The sequence below is a fragment of the Variovorax sp. YR634 genome (assembly GCF_900106655.1).
Classification (GTDB): domain Bacteria; phylum Pseudomonadota; class Gammaproteobacteria; order Burkholderiales; family Burkholderiaceae_C; genus Variovorax.
The window spans coordinates 1-14,929 of record NZ_FNOL01000002.1; the positions used below are offsets into that span (position 1 = coordinate 1).

At 65.1% G+C, this 14,929-nt stretch carries 15 protein-coding genes; 6 read left to right on the top strand and 9 right to left on the bottom strand.

Going from position 1 to position 14,929, the window contains the following annotated elements:
* Positions 1 to 190 precede the first annotated feature (190 nt).
* From BLV60_RS33920 to BLV60_RS04200, 4 genes are all read right to left on the bottom strand, one after another.
* A complete protein-coding gene (locus BLV60_RS33920; protein ID WP_143042541.1) occupies positions 191 to 646 on the bottom strand; it encodes a hypothetical protein in 456 nt (151 codons plus the stop codon).
* A gap of 172 nt (positions 647 to 818) precedes the next feature.
* On the bottom strand, positions 819 to 1,286 hold the full coding sequence (locus tag BLV60_RS33925) for a hypothetical protein (RefSeq protein ID WP_143042542.1): 468 nt from the start codon (positions 1,284 to 1,286) through the stop codon (positions 819 to 821).
* 105 nt (positions 1,287 to 1,391) lie between these two features.
* Positions 1,392 to 1,910, bottom strand: coding sequence for a hypothetical protein (locus BLV60_RS04195; protein WP_143042543.1), 519 nt, complete (start codon positions 1,908 to 1,910; stop codon positions 1,392 to 1,394).
* Between the two features lie 92 nt (positions 1,911 to 2,002).
* A complete protein-coding gene (locus BLV60_RS04200) occupies positions 2,003 to 2,974 on the bottom strand; it encodes a LysR family transcriptional regulator (protein WP_256328848.1) in 972 nt (323 codons plus the stop codon).
* A gap of 43 nt (positions 2,975 to 3,017) precedes the next feature.
* Here BLV60_RS04200 and BLV60_RS04205 point away from each other — a divergent pair, with 43 nt between their 5' ends.
* The 4 genes from BLV60_RS04205 (at position 3,018) to BLV60_RS04220 (ending at position 8,357) form a co-directional block, all read left to right on the top strand.
* Positions 3,018 to 4,427 (top strand): amidase, encoded by a 1,410-nt coding sequence (locus BLV60_RS04205; protein WP_256328849.1) that lies wholly within the window; start codon positions 3,018 to 3,020, stop codon positions 4,425 to 4,427.
* Positions 4,428 to 4,487: 60 nt separating this feature from the next.
* Positions 4,488 to 5,456 (top strand): tripartite tricarboxylate transporter substrate-binding protein, encoded by a 969-nt coding sequence (locus BLV60_RS04210; protein WP_093050489.1) that lies wholly within the window; start codon positions 4,488 to 4,490, stop codon positions 5,454 to 5,456.
* The gene (locus tag BLV60_RS04215) at positions 5,449 to 6,879 is read left to right on the top strand and encodes an MFS transporter (protein WP_093050492.1); all 1,431 of its coding nucleotides are present in this window, start codon (positions 5,449 to 5,451) and stop codon (positions 6,877 to 6,879) included. The genes BLV60_RS04210 and BLV60_RS04215 overlap by 8 nt, the downstream gene beginning before the upstream one ends.
* A 215-nt stretch (positions 6,880 to 7,094) precedes the next feature.
* Complete coding sequence (locus tag BLV60_RS04220) at positions 7,095 to 8,357, top strand: MFS transporter (protein WP_093050494.1); 1,263 nt, start codon at positions 7,095 to 7,097, stop codon at positions 8,355 to 8,357.
* Positions 8,358 to 8,398: 41 nt separating this feature from the next.
* Here BLV60_RS04220 and BLV60_RS04225 read toward each other — a convergent pair whose 3' ends face one another.
* Positions 8,399 to 8,788, bottom strand: coding sequence for a RidA family protein (locus tag BLV60_RS04225; RefSeq protein ID WP_093050497.1), 390 nt, complete (start codon positions 8,786 to 8,788; stop codon positions 8,399 to 8,401).
* A gap of 130 nt (positions 8,789 to 8,918) precedes the next feature.
* On the opposite strand from BLV60_RS04225, the gene BLV60_RS04230 reads away from it, so the two are divergent.
* A complete protein-coding gene (locus BLV60_RS04230; RefSeq protein ID WP_093050500.1) occupies positions 8,919 to 9,857 on the top strand; it encodes a LysR family transcriptional regulator in 939 nt (312 codons plus the stop codon).
* On the opposite strand, the gene BLV60_RS04235 is transcribed toward BLV60_RS04230, so the two are convergent.
* The 3 genes from BLV60_RS04235 to BLV60_RS04245 all read right to left on the bottom strand — a co-directional run bounded on the left by BLV60_RS04235 (position 9,841) and on the right by BLV60_RS04245 (position 12,722).
* A complete protein-coding gene (locus tag BLV60_RS04235) occupies positions 9,841 to 10,284 on the bottom strand; it encodes a cupin domain-containing protein (RefSeq protein WP_093050504.1) in 444 nt (147 codons plus the stop codon). The two genes, BLV60_RS04230 and BLV60_RS04235, sit on opposite strands and share 17 nt — an antisense overlap.
* Positions 10,285 to 10,407: 123 nt before the next feature.
* Positions 10,408 to 11,793 carry an NHL repeat-containing protein gene (locus BLV60_RS04240; RefSeq protein WP_093050507.1) on the bottom strand — a complete coding sequence of 462 codons (1,386 nt, stop codon included), beginning with the start codon at positions 11,791 to 11,793 and terminating at the stop codon, positions 10,408 to 10,410.
* 185 nt (positions 11,794 to 11,978) lie between these two features.
* A complete protein-coding gene (locus BLV60_RS04245; RefSeq protein ID WP_093050510.1) occupies positions 11,979 to 12,722 on the bottom strand; it encodes a tRNA-uridine aminocarboxypropyltransferase in 744 nt (247 codons plus the stop codon).
* A 121-nt stretch (positions 12,723 to 12,843) separates the two neighbouring features.
* Between BLV60_RS04245 and BLV60_RS04250 the strand changes: the two genes are divergently transcribed.
* Complete coding sequence (locus BLV60_RS04250) at positions 12,844 to 13,671, top strand: HDOD domain-containing protein (protein ID WP_093050513.1); 828 nt, start codon at positions 12,844 to 12,846, stop codon at positions 13,669 to 13,671.
* 42 nt (positions 13,672 to 13,713) lie between these two features.
* Here the strand turns inward: BLV60_RS04250 and BLV60_RS04255 are convergent, their stop codons facing one another.
* A complete protein-coding gene (locus BLV60_RS04255; protein WP_093050516.1) occupies positions 13,714 to 14,925 on the bottom strand; it encodes a DUF1501 domain-containing protein in 1,212 nt (403 codons plus the stop codon).
* Positions 14,926 to 14,929 lie beyond the last annotated feature (4 nt).

Genomic DNA, 14,929 nt, shown 5'->3' on the forward strand with positions numbered 1-14,929 from the left:
TCATGGTGGACGCCCCTTTCAGTTCAAGTGGTTGCTGACACTTCCACTTTGGCACATCGATGCCGGTACGGGTGGGGGCGTCCATCCCATTGGTTGTGGCCGACTGCAGCCGAAGTACTGTCGGCGGCGTGAGCCCATACGTGACCTTGCGCCCCATCGAAACCAGACATTGCACACCGACCAGCGCTAGCTATCTTTCGCGGACCTTGATTTCTGCCAACAATGCAGCATCGTTCTCCAATGGCACCCACCCGAAAGAGCCCTCCGTCGCATTCACAACAAGAAATGGCACGATTTGCATCGTATCCAACCCCTTATTTCGAATTTTGTACCACAGCCTAGGCGGACTATTGCTTCCGACTCTAGGCAACCAGATTCCGCCTTCTCCACCCGGAAAGCCAGCCATGGCTCGCGGGATCTCTCCAGATTTAAGGAAATGGTCTGCTCGTTCAGTACCGAGTTGGATTACGCAATCTCCCTCTCCTTGAAAATAGCGTCCATCTCGATCTTCCCCGACGGAAGAGTACGTTCCTGCACGAAGTCCAATGACGTAGTTGTAAGGAATCAGACCTCGAACCTCGGCGCGCGTATAGGTCTTGTCAAGCACGAAATACTCATCCTTGGATGGCTTCGAGATGCTTTCCATAGACGTGCATCCGACCACAGCGATCGGCGCAAGAGCAACAGTCAAGAATCTTCGTCTTCTCATATGCATCCGTACACGGTTGTTTTTCTCTATCAGGAAAGTCGGTTTTTGGCCGCATTCTGCCGTAGACGCGCCGCCGTCAGTGGGCCCACAACAGATACTCCACCCGCTCTTAAGCGGGCTTACTGCTGACGGTCCTCTCACCTATATCGGCAAGGATGTCCTTCGCCAACTCCGCTATTTCCTGATTGGGGCCGGCGGTGTACCCGAACAGTCGCGGGCGCTGCGCGATGACCATACGCCGCAGTTCTTGAAAAGTTGCCGTCTCATCTGGTCGGTCGAAGTGAACGCAGCGCCAGACAAGCTCGAGGAGTTCAGTCGTCAGTTCTTCATCGGCTTGAGGCAAGACGTCGAGAACAAACGGGAGCGCATGAATCGCTACTGACGGAGGGCCGATACCACTCGAAACCAAATCGCACCAGAGTTCGCGGCTTGCAGCGAGTGCGGCGGCCGAATCCGTACTTGCGAGGCGTTCCAGTACTTCCCCCATCTTGTCCGCTGGGCCGAGGCAGGTCTTGAAATCGCTCCAAGGAATCGCATCCAGTCGCGCCCGAAGCGAGGTTTGTGTGGGTTGGGACATGGTTCAATCTCCACGCCTCTCTGGCAGGTAAGCCAGAGACAGGGATAGCTTCAAAGTAACTGGCAAAAGGCCAAATGACTGGTTGTGGCCGAAAGCAGCATAGCCTCAACGAAGTTCAAGGCGGCCATCTGAAAGGCGTATCGCCTCCGCCCGCCAAAGCGTCTCATCCATACCTTCGTCGTTCTGTATGCCGAAGGTCTCGATCCGCCCCTCCGCTGACGACGGGTCGGCCGCCCACCAAGCAGACTCGTAGAGCGTGTCGCCGCGCTCATGCGTGTAGCTGATTTCTACCGGCTCGCTGGTTTCGGCGGAAACGCCGTGGAGCCAACGGAGGAAGTCTAGATTCCACCTTCCGATGAAGCCCACCTTTTCAGGGTCGCCAAGATCTTCCTCGTGGAGCACAGGGCGAGCGCCTTTCGTCCGCCAGAGAACTTCATCGGAGGTCGACTGTTCCTGGATGCGCCCGTACGCATCTTCGAGAAGCAACACGCACTTCACGTCGACGAACAGAAGACCGTCACTTACCTTCGCCTCGCTCAAGGCAGCACGCAAGCCCATGCAATGTCGAAGGCGTTCAACTGTTTTGCCGTCTGCGGGGACGGAGAGTTGGGCGTCTATTGGCATGAAATCGCGGCGCCTTGAATGTCCGGTTCTGGTCGACTTCGGAAGTCTAAGCGCGACTTACGACCGTCCGCCGAACAGACTCACTTACTCACCTAAGCCACCTCCCGCACCGCCGCCCGCGCACAAACCAAAAACGGCTCAATCAACGGACTATCCCAATCACTCCGCCAGCAAGCCGCAATCTCCATCCGCGCATCGACATTGCGCAAAGCCCTGAACACCACCCCGGGCGGCCGCCCGATCTGCGCGCAGGCGGGCAATATCGCCACGCCCTTCCCCGCCAGCACCAGCGCCAGTGCCGACACCATCGTCTCGACCCGCTGCGCAATCGGCATGCTCACGTCATGCCGACGCAGCAGCGACGCGACGACCGATTTGTCTACGTCGCCCTCGGGCATGGGCAGCCCGATGAGCGGCAGGCCCGAGAGGCGCGCCAGCGGAATGCTGGGCAGTCGCGCCAGGGGTGAATCGGCGCGCACCGCAAGCATCAGCGGCTGGCTGCCGATGCGCTCTGCCGCAATGCCCGCCTGCGCAATGGGAGGAATACAGATGGCCACCGACACGTCGGAGTTGGTGAGGGCCGATACGTTGTTGACGGCGTTCAGCTCCGCATACTGGATCTCCACCTCGGGCAGCCTGCGCCGCAATTCGTTTTCGAGCCGCGGCAGCACGAGGTAAGACAGCACGACCATCGTGCCGATGGTGAGCCGGCCCCGGCTGCCCGAGCCGACGGCGCGCGCGGCGTCGAAGCCTTCGTTAGCCAGCAGCAGTGCCTCTTTCGCGCGCCGAAACAGTGCATTGCCAGCATCGGTTATTTCCATGCCGTGCGCGGCCCTGCGAAAGAGCGGCGTGCCCACCGCCGCCTCGAGGTTCTTGATGTGAACGGACAGCGGCGGCTGCGCCATGTTGAGCCGGCGCGCGGCCTTGCCGACGCTGCGCTCCTCGGCAACGGCCACGAAATAGCGAAGGGTTCGAAGGTCTGGGGTAGCCATACGCTGTGCATATGCCTTTTCTGGAAAACAGTATTGGACGACTTGTTGCGGCGCATCAATCATTTGCGCCATGAAAAACTTTCCCGTCCTTCTTCCAAAGTCCGAGATCTGCGAGATGCCAGCAACAACCATGCGCAGGCTGGTCGCGCAGCGCGAACTCTCGCCGGTGGAGATCGTCGAAGAGGTGCTGCGCCGCGCCGATGCGCTGCAGCCGCACCTGAACTGCTTCATCACGCTGTGCCATGAACAGGCGCTGCAGCAGGCCAGGGAGGCCGAACAGGCGCTGATGCGCGGCGAGGCTTCGGGCCTGCTGCATGGCCTGCCCTTCACGGTGAAGGACATCGTCGACACGGCGAAGGTGCGCACCACTTACGGCTCTTTGCTGCACCGCGACCATGTGCCCACGAAAGACGCCGTGGCCGTGGGGCGGATGCGCGAGGCCGGCGCCATCCTCATCGGCAAGACCACCTCTTCGGAATTCGGCGCGAAGTGCCTGACCGATGCGCCGCTGTTCGGCAGCACCCGCAACGCGTGGAATGCGTCGCGCACGAGCGGCGGCTCCAGCGGCGGTGCGGCGGCGTCGATGGCGGCGGGCATCGCGCCGCTCGCCATTGCCACCGACGGCGGCGGCTCCACGCGCATTCCCGCCGCGTGCAACGGCGTGGTCGGCCTGAAGCAGAGCCTGGGCGTGGTGCCCCACAGCCAGGTGCAAGACGCGTTCGGCAACTACACCTACGTGACGCCCACCACGCGCAACGTGGCCGACACGGCGCTGATGCTGCAGGCCATGACCGGCGCGCACGGGTCCGACCCGTGGTCGCTGGGCGTGCCGGCCCAGCGCTACTTCGACGACCTGCAAGCCGGCGGCGACCTTCGCGGCAAGCGCATTCTTTTCTGCGCCGCGCCGGTGGGGCGGCCGATTGCGGCAGACGTTGCATCTGCCTTCGAAGCCGCTCTTGCAACGCTGGAGTCGATGGGTGCCGTGCTGGAGCCGATGTCGGGCGAAGGCTTCGACGTGGAGCCTGTGTGGCGCGTGATCAACCACACCAGCTGGCGCGGCCGCTTCGCGCCCATGGCTGCGGCGCATGGCGACCAGATGAGCCCGTCGCTGCTGCAGCAGCTTGCGCTGGCCGAGCATGTGGATGGCGTTGCGTTCCAGCAGGCCATGTTCGCGCGGACCGCGTTGTTCCGCGAGGTGCAGGCGCGGCTGGAAACGCACGACTTCATCTTCACGCCCACGCTCTCGCGCACGGCCCTGCCCATCGACCAGGACCTGTTCGGCAGCATCGAGATCGACGGCAAGGAATACGCCGAGGTGCGCGCGAACTGGTTCCCCTGGACGATGCCGTTCAACCTCACGGGTCACCCCGCGATCAGCCTGCCCTGCGGCGCGGACCGTGAGGGCCTGCCCATCGGCATGCAGTTGGTCGGCCGCTTCCGCGAAGACGGGCAACTGCTGCAAGCCGCTGCCTCGTTCGAAGCAGCGCACTGGCCGGCGAATCCGCTGCCGGTCGTGGCTTTCTGAAGCCACCGCCCCTTTTTGCCCTTTTCTCTCTTCCGATTTTTCAACCAACAGGTAGCCACCATGACCTCGTTCCTGAAGACACTCGTGCTCGGCGCGTCGATTGCCCTGGCCGGCATCACCGCGCACGCCGACAACGCGCCCGTGCGCCTCATCATCGGCGTTCCGCCGGGCGGAGCGCTCGACAACCTGGCACGCTCCATCGCCGAAGAATTGCGCGGCTCGCTCAAGGAGCCCGTTCTGGTGGAGAGCCGCCCCGGTGCGTCCACGCGCATTTCCATCGAGGCGGTGAAGGCCGCTCGACCCGATGGCCGCACGATCCTCATCGGCGCAACACCGCCCTTCGTGCTGTTTCCGATGACCTATGCGCGGCTGAACTACGACGTCGACAAAGACTTCATTCCCGTCGCGCATCTGGCCAACGTGCCCAGTGTCGTTTCCACCGGCGCAGACCAGCCGTACAAGACGATTCCCGAATACATCGCGTGGATCAAGAAGAACCCCGCTCAGGGCAGTGTGGGCATAACAAACCTCGGCGGCGGCCTGCACTTCAGCGTGTGGCAGCTGTCGAAGGCCATCGGCGTGCCGCTCACGGCCGTCTCTTACCGGGGCGGCGCTCCGCTGGCGACGGACATCATCGGCGACCACGTGCCGCTGGGCGCCGACGCGCTGGCCACCCAGCTGGAGCTGCACCGCTCGGGCAAGCTGCGCATTCTTGGCGTGGCGGGCACGAAGCGGCTGAGCTGGCTGCCCGATGTTCCGACCCTCAAGGAAGCGGGCTACGACGCCTTCGACCGTGCCAACGCGTCCTATGCCGCCTTCGTGCCGGCGGGCACGCCGAAGGACGTTGTCGCGAAGCTTGAAAAAGCCTTCCTGGCCGCAATGCGCAGCCAGCAGGTGCGCGGCCAGCTCGACCGCATGGGGCTCGACGCGACCGGGCTGCCCGGCGCCGAAGTGACGCGCCTCATGAACGAAGACCGCGAGTACTGGCGGCCCATCGTCAAGGCTTCGGGCTTCAAGAGCGATGAGTGACACGGCGGCGGAAGACGAGGAAAGGGCCGCATGGGCGGTGCTCGTTGTTGCAAGCCTGGGTGCGTTTCTCTGCTTCCTGAATCTCAGCGCGCTCAACGTGGCGCTGCCTTCGGTGGCGCGCGGCCTGAACGCTTCGCCATCGCAGGCGAGCTGGATCCTGCTGTCTTACATGCTGGTCAGCACGGTGTGCATCCTCAGCTTCGGGAGGCTGGCTGATCTGTGGGGACGGCGGCGGCTTTTTCTTGCGGGGCTGGGGCTCTTTCTGATTGCGTGTGCGGCCTGTGCGGCCGCAACGAGCTTCGGCGCCATGCTGTTCTTTCGCATCTGCCAGGCCGTGGGTGCGGCTGGCGTCATGGCCAACTCCAGCGCATTGGTGGGCGATGCCTTCGGCCGCAAGAAGGTGGGGCTGGCGCTCGGCGTACTCGCCATGGTGGCCGCGCTTGCGCAGGTCGTGGGGCCGCTGGCTGGCGGCTTTGTCGTGTCGTGGTGGGGCTGGCGCGTTCTCTTTGTGCTGAACGTGCCTGTCGGGCTTTGCGTGCTGGCTTGGTCATGGCGGGTTCTGCCGAAGAGCGCGGCGGCGGCCAAGGCCGAGCGCTTCGACCTGACCGGTGCCCTGCTGTCGTTCGCCGGCATCGGAGGCGTGATCTATGCGCTCTCGATGGTGGGAACGCGCGGCTGGGCGAGCACGCCGGTGTGGGCCTTCATGCTCTCAGGCGTCTGCGCCCTCCTCTTGTTCGCCAAGGTGCAGCAGCGCACGGCGAGCCCCTTGGTCGACCCGGCGTTGTTCAGGGACTCGGGGCGTCGCACGGCGTACGCAGGCATCCTGCTTCTGTCGATGTCGCAGGCTGCGCCACTGCTGCTCGTGGCCCTGTATCTCCAGGCTTGCGCGGGGCTGGCGCCATCGGAGGCGGGCATGCGCATCGCGCCGGTCGCGCTGGGGATGCTGATGGCCGCTCCTACAGCCGGCAGCCTGATGCGGCGCTTCTCGCCCGAAGCCATCTGCATGGCGGGCATGCTGCTTGCCGCAGGCGCGCTGGCGCTGTTGGCGGCAATGCTGCAGCCGGCCATCGGCGCCGGGCAACTGGCCGCATGCCTGTGGATGCTGGGCCTGGGCATCGGGAGCTTCGTGACGCCCAACAACGCGTCGATTCTGCAAAGCGTGGTGCCGCAGCGCCGGGGCATTGCGAACGGCGTGCGCTCGACGCTGCAGAACACCGGAATCATGATGGGAACGGCCCTGGCGTTGAGCGTGGCGATGGCCGGTCTGCCCTACAGCTCGCAGCTCATGATTCTCGGGAATGGCGGTTCAGGGCTCTCGGGCGTCGATGTCGCTGCATTCACTCAAGGGGCGAGAAATGCCTTCGCGATGCTCGCCTGTCTTTGCCTTGTGGGTGCGGCCCTGATCCCGAACTGGAAGCCGTAGAACCACGCAATGTGGTTTTGGGTCTGCTACGATGCCGCTCGCGGGAAAACAGCCTCCCGTTCTGCAAAGTCAGACGGTGTCCCGTCCAAGCGCTGGTGACTCACAACGGAGCTATCCGTGGACACCGCCTTTCCTGACGCACCCATTGCGCTTGCCGCGCCACCCCAGCCCATCTCTCTCATCGAAGCCCCTGCGCTTCTGGCTGTGAAAACCCGATGAGCACCACTTCCGCATCTCGCCCACGCATGGGTTTCGCGCGCCTGCTGCCTTCCGGAGTCGATCCTGGCGCATTGCCCTTGCTCGCGGCGCGGGGGCTTCGCGCCTTCGGAGACGGGTACATGGCGGTACTGCTGCCGGCCTACCTGCTGTCGATCGGGCTCGGAACGCTGGAGGTAGGCATCGTCAGTACCGCGACGATGCTGGGCTCGGCGCTGGCCACGCTCGCGGTCGGCGCTTGGGGATACCGCTTTGCTGGCGGTCGGCTGCTGCGCGGCGCTGCTTTGCTGATGGCCGCTACGGGCCTGGGCTTTGCGGGCCTGTCTTCGTTCTGGCCGTTGTTGGTGGTCGCACTGGTCGGCACGCTCAACCCCAGTTCCGGCGACGTCAGCGTGTTTCTTCCGCTTGAGCACGCCCGCCTGGCAGCGGCGGCACAAGGCCATGCACGAACAGCATTGTTTGCACGCTACAGCCTCCTGGGTGCCCTGTGCGCAGCCTTGGGCGCGCTGGCCGCCGCCGTGCCGGACTGGCTGGTTCGGCACAGCGAGCTCGCGCGGCTCGACGCGCTGCGCGGGATGTTCGTGGTCTACGCGGCAATCGGGCTGATCGTCTTCTGGCTCTATCGGAATCTGCCGGCCCACGCCGGCGCCAACAACGCAGACAGCCTGCCCGTCGCGCCAACACCCCTGGGGCCGTCGCGCCGCGTCGTGGTGCGATTGGCGGCACTCTTCAGCGTCGACGCGTTTGCCGGCGGACTGACGGTCAACGCGCTGATGTCGCTGTGGCTGCTGGAGCGATTCGGCTTCTCGCTGACCCAGGCCGGCGTGTTCTTCTTCTGGACTGGCTTGCTCAGCGCGGCGTCGCAGCTCGCTGCACCGCTGGTCGCCCGACGCATCGGGTTGCTCAACACCATGGTCTTCACGCACCTGCCGGCCAACGTCTGCCTGGTGCTGGCAGCGCTGGCGCCAAGCCTGCCCGTCGCGCTGGGCCTGCTGATGATCCGCAGCGCACTGTCGTCGATGGATGTGCCCACGCGAACGGCCTACGTGATGGCGGTCGTGACGCCAGCGGAACGCAGCGCTGCGGCGAGCTTCACCGCCGTGCCGCGGAGTCTGGCCGCAGCCATCAGCCCGACGCTCAGCGGCGCGCTGTTCGCAGCCGGATGGATCTCATTGCCGCTCGTCGCATGCGGGTTGCTAAAGATTTCCTATGACCTTGCGCTCTGGCGTGCCATGCGGCGGGATCGACTCGACGAGGAGTAGCCGCTCGGCCCTGATTGCGAAGAACTGGCGTGCCGTGGCTTTCAGGGAAGCTTCGCAATCACCTTGATCTCGAACTTGAAGCCATAGAGCCACGTCACGCCGATGCCGGTCAGCGTTGGGTGCGGCGCGCCGCCCCAATAGTCCGGCAGCACCTTCCAGACCGTGTCGAAGTTCGATTCCGGGTCGACGATGAAGACGGTGACGTCGACCACGTCGTCGAACGTGCAGCCCGCGGCCCCCAGGATTCCGTTCAGGTTTTCGAACGCAAGCCGCACCTGCGCCTCGAGGTCGGGCTCGGGCGAGCCGTCTTCGCGGCTGCCGACCTGCCCTGAGACGAACAGGAAGCCGTTGGAGCGGACTGCCGGCGAGTAGCGGTTCTTTTCATAGAGCGCCTGACGCCCGGGCGGGAAAACGACGTCGCGTTTGGCCATGAGTTGCTTCTTCCTTCTTTGATGGCGATGAAGGGACTTTAGGGAGCCGAGCCTTCCCGATAAACGGGCAAAGCCAACAATCACTGTTTGCAGAACCCAAACAATCGTCGGATCAACAGGAACAGCAGGCATGGATCGTTTTGACGCAATGCAGGCATTCGCCCGCGTGGTGGAAGCAGGCAGCTTCACCAAGGCGGCCGAGACACTGCACATGAGCAAGACCAGCGTGACGCAGCTGGTGCAGCAACTGGAGGCAAGGCTGCGCGTGAAGCTGCTCAACCGCACGACGCGCAAGGTGAACGTCACGGCCGACGGAGCGGCCTACTACGAGCGCGTGGTGCGCCTGCTGGCCGACATGGACGATGCGGAGACCAGTCTGTCGAGCGCCTCGGCGTTGCCCCGCGGACGGTTGCGGGTGGATGTGCCCAGCCCGCTGGCCCGCATGATCCTGGTGCCGGCAATGCCGGCGTTCCACGCCCGCTACCCCGACATCCAGCTCGACATGGGCGTGAGCGATCGCATGGTGGACGTGATCGGCGAGAACGTCGATTGCGTGGTGCGCGGCGGCGAGCTCACCGACCAGTCACTCATGGCGCGCCGCGTGGGCGACCTGCAGTTGGGGGTTTACGCGGCGCCGAGTTATCTGGAACGCGCAGGCATGCCTTCACACCCGCGGGAGCTGGAAGACACGCATCACCGCATCGTGGGCTTCCTGTGGTCGCGCAGCGGCAAGACCTTTCCGTATGCCATGCGCCTCGGCGACGAGAGCATCGAAGTGCAAGGCCGCTACGTGCTGTCGGTCGATGACGGCAACGCCTACCTCGCGGCCGGGCTGGCGGGCATGGGGGTGCTTTGGCTGCCGGACTACATGGCCGAACCACATCTGCCGAGCGGCGAGTTGGTGCCTCTGTTCGAAGGCTGGCAACTCGATCGGATGCCCTTGTACGTGGCGTTTCCGCCGAACCGGCATGTCAGCGCCAAGCTGCGGGTGTTCATCGATTGGGTCGTCGAGCTGATGGCACGCCACGCGCCTGTCGACGGCCGAAGCGATGTCAGGCCGCGACGGTAACGCCGTTGCGCTCGAGCACCGCCAGCAGTTTTGGAATATCGGGCGGCCCGGCCGGGATCTCGTGGTCGACGGCGGCGAACATCTGAGCGGCCAGCGCGTTCTGCCCGGTGATCTCGAGCATCTGCCCGCCACCCTTGCCGTAGTGAAAGCCGTGCACCGTGCCGCGCGGTACGTGCACGAGCGTGCCGGGCCGGCACATGTGAGCGGCGCCATCGCAGAGAAACTCGACCTCGCCGCCGAGCACGTAGAAGGATTCGTCCCAGTCGTGGCTGTGCGGCGGCGGCCCGGTTCCTTCGTCACCCCGCTGCAGGGTGATGCCATAGCTCTGCGTCGCCGCGTTCGATGCCAGCACCGTCACCTTCGTGCCGAGCACGTTCAGAGGAAGTTCACGCCGGTCGGGCGTCAAGACAAAGTACGGAATCGTCATGGTCAAGTCCTCGGGAGTGCGAGCGCGATTCTGCGCGCCCGCGCTCCAGTAGACATATGCCGATGCTCCGGATGCAGCCTTTTCATTCCGTTACCGACGGTGGCCCCTGCGTCTTCGACGACCTCAGGGTGCGCGAACCGGCGTGACCTTGCGGATCAGGTTGCCGAAGGTGTCGGCCACGTACAGGTTGCCGGCAGCATCCACCGTCACCCCGTAAGGCTGCTTGAACGTGGCAGCCGCGCCGATGCCGTTCTGCGCGCCCAGCACACCGGGCTGGCCGGCGAGCGTGGAGACCACGCCTGCCGGCGTGATCTTGCGCAGCAGGCTGTTGCCTGTGTCGGCCACGTAGACATTGCCGTCGCTGTCCACCGTCAAGCCGCCGGGCCTGCTGAAAGATGCCGAGCTGCCGGCCCCGTCGGTCGCACCAACCTGGCCCGAACCAGCCAGCGGCATGACCACGCCGCCGGGCGTGATCTTGCGGATCCGGTTGTTGCCGCTGTCGGCAACGTAAATGTTGCCGGCCGCGTCAGTCGCTATGCCGTAGGCCTGCCCGAAAGATGCCGCAGTCCCCGTGCCGTCGGCGAAGCCTGCAGTGCCCGAGCCGGCCAGCGTGGTGACGTCCTCGGCAGGCGTGATCTTGCGGACAACGGCGCCGATGAATTCGAGCACATAGATGTTGCCGTCGGCGTCCGTGGCCACCGACGAAGGGGTATTGAACGTGGCAGAGGTGCCGTGGCCATCGAGCGACCCGATGGCCCCACTGCCCGCGATCGTGATCACGTCGGCCGCGGGCGTGATCTTGCGGATGCGGTTGCCGCCGAATTCCGCAGCATAGGCATTGCCCGTGGAGTCCAGCGCAAGACCGGACAGGCCCGAGAACGAGGCTGCAGTGCCGTTGCCGTTTTGCGAAGTACCGCTGCCGCCACCGCCCGCAAATGTCGTGACATCGCCAGCGGGCGAGATCTTTCGCACAAGGTTCGTTGCCGTATCCGACACGAGCAGGTTGCCGCTCTTGTCGACGACCACGCTGTACGGGAGATAGAACGATGCGGCGGTACCGTTGCCATTGACCGAGCCGGGAGTGCCGGACCCAGCGAGCGTGGACACCTGCGCCACCGCCGCCGAGCAGGCGACCGCCACGTCGCCGATGTCGGCCGAGGCTTTGCCGCTGCCCTTGGTCACGGTGCAGAACTGCCACAGGGGCTGGGTGCGCACGCTGACCTCGTAGGCCGAACCTTCGGTGAGCGCGGCGGCAAAGGTGAACTTGCCGTCGGCCGTGAGTTTCAGGTCGTCGCCCGCATTGTTCTGGAGCACCAGGCTGCCGGTGAGGCCGGTGACGGTGCCGCCGACCGTATGCGTCACGACGACGGGGGTCTGGGGTTGCGCCGGCGCGACGATCGGCACGAAGCCCGAGCCGCCGCCACCCCCACCGCCGCAGGAAGCCAGCAACACGATCGCACTGGCCACGGCACCGCAGCGCCCGTAAAAACTCACTTGACTGGAAAACATCCACTGCCCTCTTTGGTTTTGTCGATTCACGAAGAGAAACCCGCGCTCCGGTCGAAGTGCTACCGGCGGTTTCAGATCGTTGATTTTTGTTAACTATTTGTTTCTTCGCCATCACCGGAACTAGGTAGATGGCGGAGCGAGGCACGGCTGCGCCCACCCGCGCGGCGCCGCGGCGGGCAGAGTCTTCAGGGCCGCGAGGCGGACACTTCGCGCAGGCGCTGATGCGCTGCACCATCCCACGCCACGGGCTGCTGGTTCTTCGCGCTCAGATAGTGGTGCGTGAACACCACCAGGTAGGCATCCAGCGTCTGTTCGGCGGCATGCTCGCCTGCCAGGTTCATGCACATCGCGGCCACCTCGCTGGTGCAGAAATGGTCGTCGCGGCCGGAGTTGCGCAGCTTGTACTGCGTGATCTGCTCCGGCTGCAGGCTCAACACCGGCAGCCGGTCGAGGTAGGGGCTCCTGCGAAACATCTTGCGTGCCTCGGCCCATGTCGCATCGAACAGGATGAAGAGCGGGCGTTTCGCGGTGCCGCTGCTGGCCTGGTCAGGCGACGGAACGGTCAGAACCACGCGCTCGGGCGCCGCGTACTGCCCCGGGAACACCACGTAGGGTTGCCATTGCGGGTCGTTCAGCAGTGCCAGCAGCGCGGGATCGGTTTCGGTACGGGCCCAGCCGAAGGCGAAGGTATCGGCCACCACGTCGGCGACCAGCCAACCGGTGTTGGTGGGCTTGAGCGGCTCGATGTCGGCCATGAGCAGGCACACCCCCGCGCGCGTTGCCACCGAAGGGCGCACGGCGCACATGCAATGGCTGGGCACCAGGCGGCAGCCCGCGCAGCGCTCGCGCTTGAAGCCACCACGGGCGAGAAAGGGCTTGGCGCTTCGCGCCAGGCGGGCGGCGCGAAGGAGGGAGACGGCGTGGGGCATGCGCCGATTCTCGGTCCCACCGGAATCCGTAGAAATTACACATTCGCGCCGATAGAGGCTCTGGCAGGCCCTGCGCTGGAGGAAAATCCATTGCATACAAAGGCAATACACCCATAACGCCATGACACTCGACGAACTCTTTGCCAATGACGAGTCGCTTCCCACCGTGCCGAAGGTGGTGTCCGACCTGATTGAGATGCTGCGCGACGACGATGTGCCTTTCGCGGCCATCGCGCATCGGATCGAGCTTGACCAGGTGCTCGCGGCCAGGGTGCTGCAGATGGTCAATTCGCCGTTCTTCGGGCTCCGGCGAAAGATTTCTTCGATCCAGGGCGCGATCCTGATGCTCGGGCTCTCCGCCATCCGGTCATTCGTGGTGAGTTCGGGTCTGTCGGGCGCCTTCCGGAAGGTGGACGGAGTCAACCTTCCGGCCTTCTGGGCCCACAGCTTGCGCGTGGCGTCGGTCTCGAGGTATCTGGCTTCGAAGACCCGGCACGTCGACCCCAACCTGGCGTTCACCGCGGGCAGCATGCATGCCATCGGCCACCTGATCATGGCGCAGGCAATGCCCGATCGCATGGCCGCGCTGAATGCCGTTCACCCCTTGGACGCACTGGGGCGCGCGCAACTCGAGCTTGTCGAATTCGGGTATCACTACGGCGACGTGAGTGCGTCCCTGGCGCAGCGCTGGGGCTTCGCTCCCGACCTCGTCGGTGGGCTTTCGAGCTTCGTGAGCCCGGCAAAGTCGGAACATGCCGATGCGCTCGGCGGCATTCTTCATCTGGCCGTGTGGCGCGTGGCACTGGAGCGCCAGGGCGTGGACCTGAGCAATATCGGCGGCTTCTGGCCGAGCCAGTCGGCGCTGGCCGTCGGTATCACCGAGGACATGGTCCAGGAAATGCCGGCGCCGCGTGAACTCGCGGCGGACCTCGAGTCGATGATCGCCTGACCGTACTTCGCGTACTTCGGCTTCGGCCTTGGCCTCCGCGCGCTAGACCAGCTGCAGGTCTTTCGGCGCCACGCCATCGAACACCCGCGCAAGCTGCGCGGGCGACAACCCATACATCCGCTTGAACAGCCCCCCGAACACCGCCCGGTACTCATTGAGCACCGGGTAATCACGGTTCTGGAACAGCGTGGCCTGCGTCAGCGCCTGCTGCTCGCCCACGACGCGCCCGCCGGCCTGCGCCGAGAGGCCGCCGCCGAGCACCCAGTAGACGGTGCCGTGCCCGTGGTCGGTGCCGCGGTTGCCGTTCTCGCGGAAGGTGCGGCCGAACTCGCTGATGACGACCACCACGGTCTGGTGCCATGCGTCGTCGCCCATCTCCTGTGCGAAGCCGGCTACGCCGCGGCCCAGTTCTTCGAAACGGTTGGCGAGGTAGCCGGTAGCGCCGCCCTGCCCCACGTGCGTGTCCCAGCCGCCGACGTCGACAAAGCCGAGGTCGAAGCGGTCGCGCATCAGCAAGGCCATGCGGCGCGCCACCAGCTCGAAGCCTTTGGCGGTCATGGCGTTGCGGCTGGCGGCGTCCATCTCGGCCTGCACCGCCCGCGTTACCTCGTCGCGCACCTGGAAGCCCTCGGCCACCGGCTGGGCCAGCGCGGTGTTGCGGTACATGCTCGTGATGATCTGGCTCTGCCGCGCGTCGATGCCCGAACGTGCATTGCCCGCGATCGCCATGTTGGCGGCCTTGGCGCTGCCGCGCATCGAGATGGGCAACTGGTCGGTGAAGGCGATGGGCGACACGTCGGTAACGGGCCCCGCGCCGAGTACGCCGGCCAGCCGGTTGAGAAAGCCCGAGCGGTAGTCGCGCCGCTTGTCGAGCGCCTGGCCGAGCTCGATGGAGTCCTGCGTTTCGAAGTGACTGCGCGTGAGGTCGTCTGTGCCCGCGAAGGCGATGAAGGAGGCCTGCTTCTGCTGGAACATCGGCATCACGCTCTGTGCCAGCGCGGGGTGCAGGCCCCAATTGCCGTCGAGCGGCAGCGCGCCGTTGGGCGTGCCGGGGCGTGCAATGGCGATGTTGGGGCGCGAGGCGTAGTAGAAGTCGCTGCTCGTTGGCACGAGCAGGTTGCTGCAGTCGTACGCGCCGCGCAGGAACACGACCAGCAGCTTGGCGCCTTCGGCCGCGGGCGCGGCCATCAACTGGCCGGCGGCGCCCGCGAACGGGGCGGCGGCCATGAGCTTCAAGAGTTCTCGACGTTGCATGACG

What these genes read in the sequence shown, in the direction of transcription:
- BLV60_RS33920 (WP_143042541.1), bottom strand. Translation starts at nt 646, where the DNA reads ATGGAAAGCATCTCGAAGCCATCCAAGGATGAGTATTTCGTGCTTGAC.
- BLV60_RS33925 (WP_143042542.1), bottom strand. Translation starts at nt 1,286, where the DNA reads ATGTCCCAACCCACACAAACCTCGCTTCGGGCGCGACTGGATGCGATT.
- BLV60_RS04195 (WP_143042543.1), bottom strand. Translation starts at nt 1,910, where the DNA reads ATGCCAATAGACGCCCAACTCTCCGTCCCCGCAGACGGCAAAACAGTT.
- BLV60_RS04200 (WP_256328848.1), bottom strand. Translation starts at nt 2,974, where the DNA reads ATGGCGCAAATGATTGATGCGCCGCAACAAGTCGTCCAATACTGTTTT.
- BLV60_RS04205 (WP_256328849.1), top strand. Translation starts at nt 3,018, where the DNA reads ATGCCAGCAACAACCATGCGCAGGCTGGTCGCGCAGCGCGAACTCTCG.
- BLV60_RS04210 (WP_093050489.1), top strand. Translation starts at nt 4,488, where the DNA reads ATGACCTCGTTCCTGAAGACACTCGTGCTCGGCGCGTCGATTGCCCTG.
- BLV60_RS04215 (WP_093050492.1), top strand. Translation starts at nt 5,449, where the DNA reads ATGAGTGACACGGCGGCGGAAGACGAGGAAAGGGCCGCATGGGCGGTG.
- BLV60_RS04220 (WP_093050494.1), top strand. Translation starts at nt 7,095, where the DNA reads ATGAGCACCACTTCCGCATCTCGCCCACGCATGGGTTTCGCGCGCCTG.
- BLV60_RS04225 (WP_093050497.1), bottom strand. Translation starts at nt 8,788, where the DNA reads ATGGCCAAACGCGACGTCGTTTTCCCGCCCGGGCGTCAGGCGCTCTAT.
- BLV60_RS04230 (WP_093050500.1), top strand. Translation starts at nt 8,919, where the DNA reads ATGGATCGTTTTGACGCAATGCAGGCATTCGCCCGCGTGGTGGAAGCA.
- BLV60_RS04235 (WP_093050504.1), bottom strand. Translation starts at nt 10,284, where the DNA reads ATGACGATTCCGTACTTTGTCTTGACGCCCGACCGGCGTGAACTTCCT.
- BLV60_RS04240 (WP_093050507.1), bottom strand. Translation starts at nt 11,793, where the DNA reads ATGTTTTCCAGTCAAGTGAGTTTTTACGGGCGCTGCGGTGCCGTGGCC.
- BLV60_RS04245 (WP_093050510.1), bottom strand. Translation starts at nt 12,722, where the DNA reads ATGCCCCACGCCGTCTCCCTCCTTCGCGCCGCCCGCCTGGCGCGAAGC.
- BLV60_RS04250 (WP_093050513.1), top strand. Translation starts at nt 12,844, where the DNA reads ATGACACTCGACGAACTCTTTGCCAATGACGAGTCGCTTCCCACCGTG.
- BLV60_RS04255 (WP_093050516.1), bottom strand. Translation starts at nt 14,925, where the DNA reads ATGCAACGTCGAGAACTCTTGAAGCTCATGGCCGCCGCCCCGTTCGCG.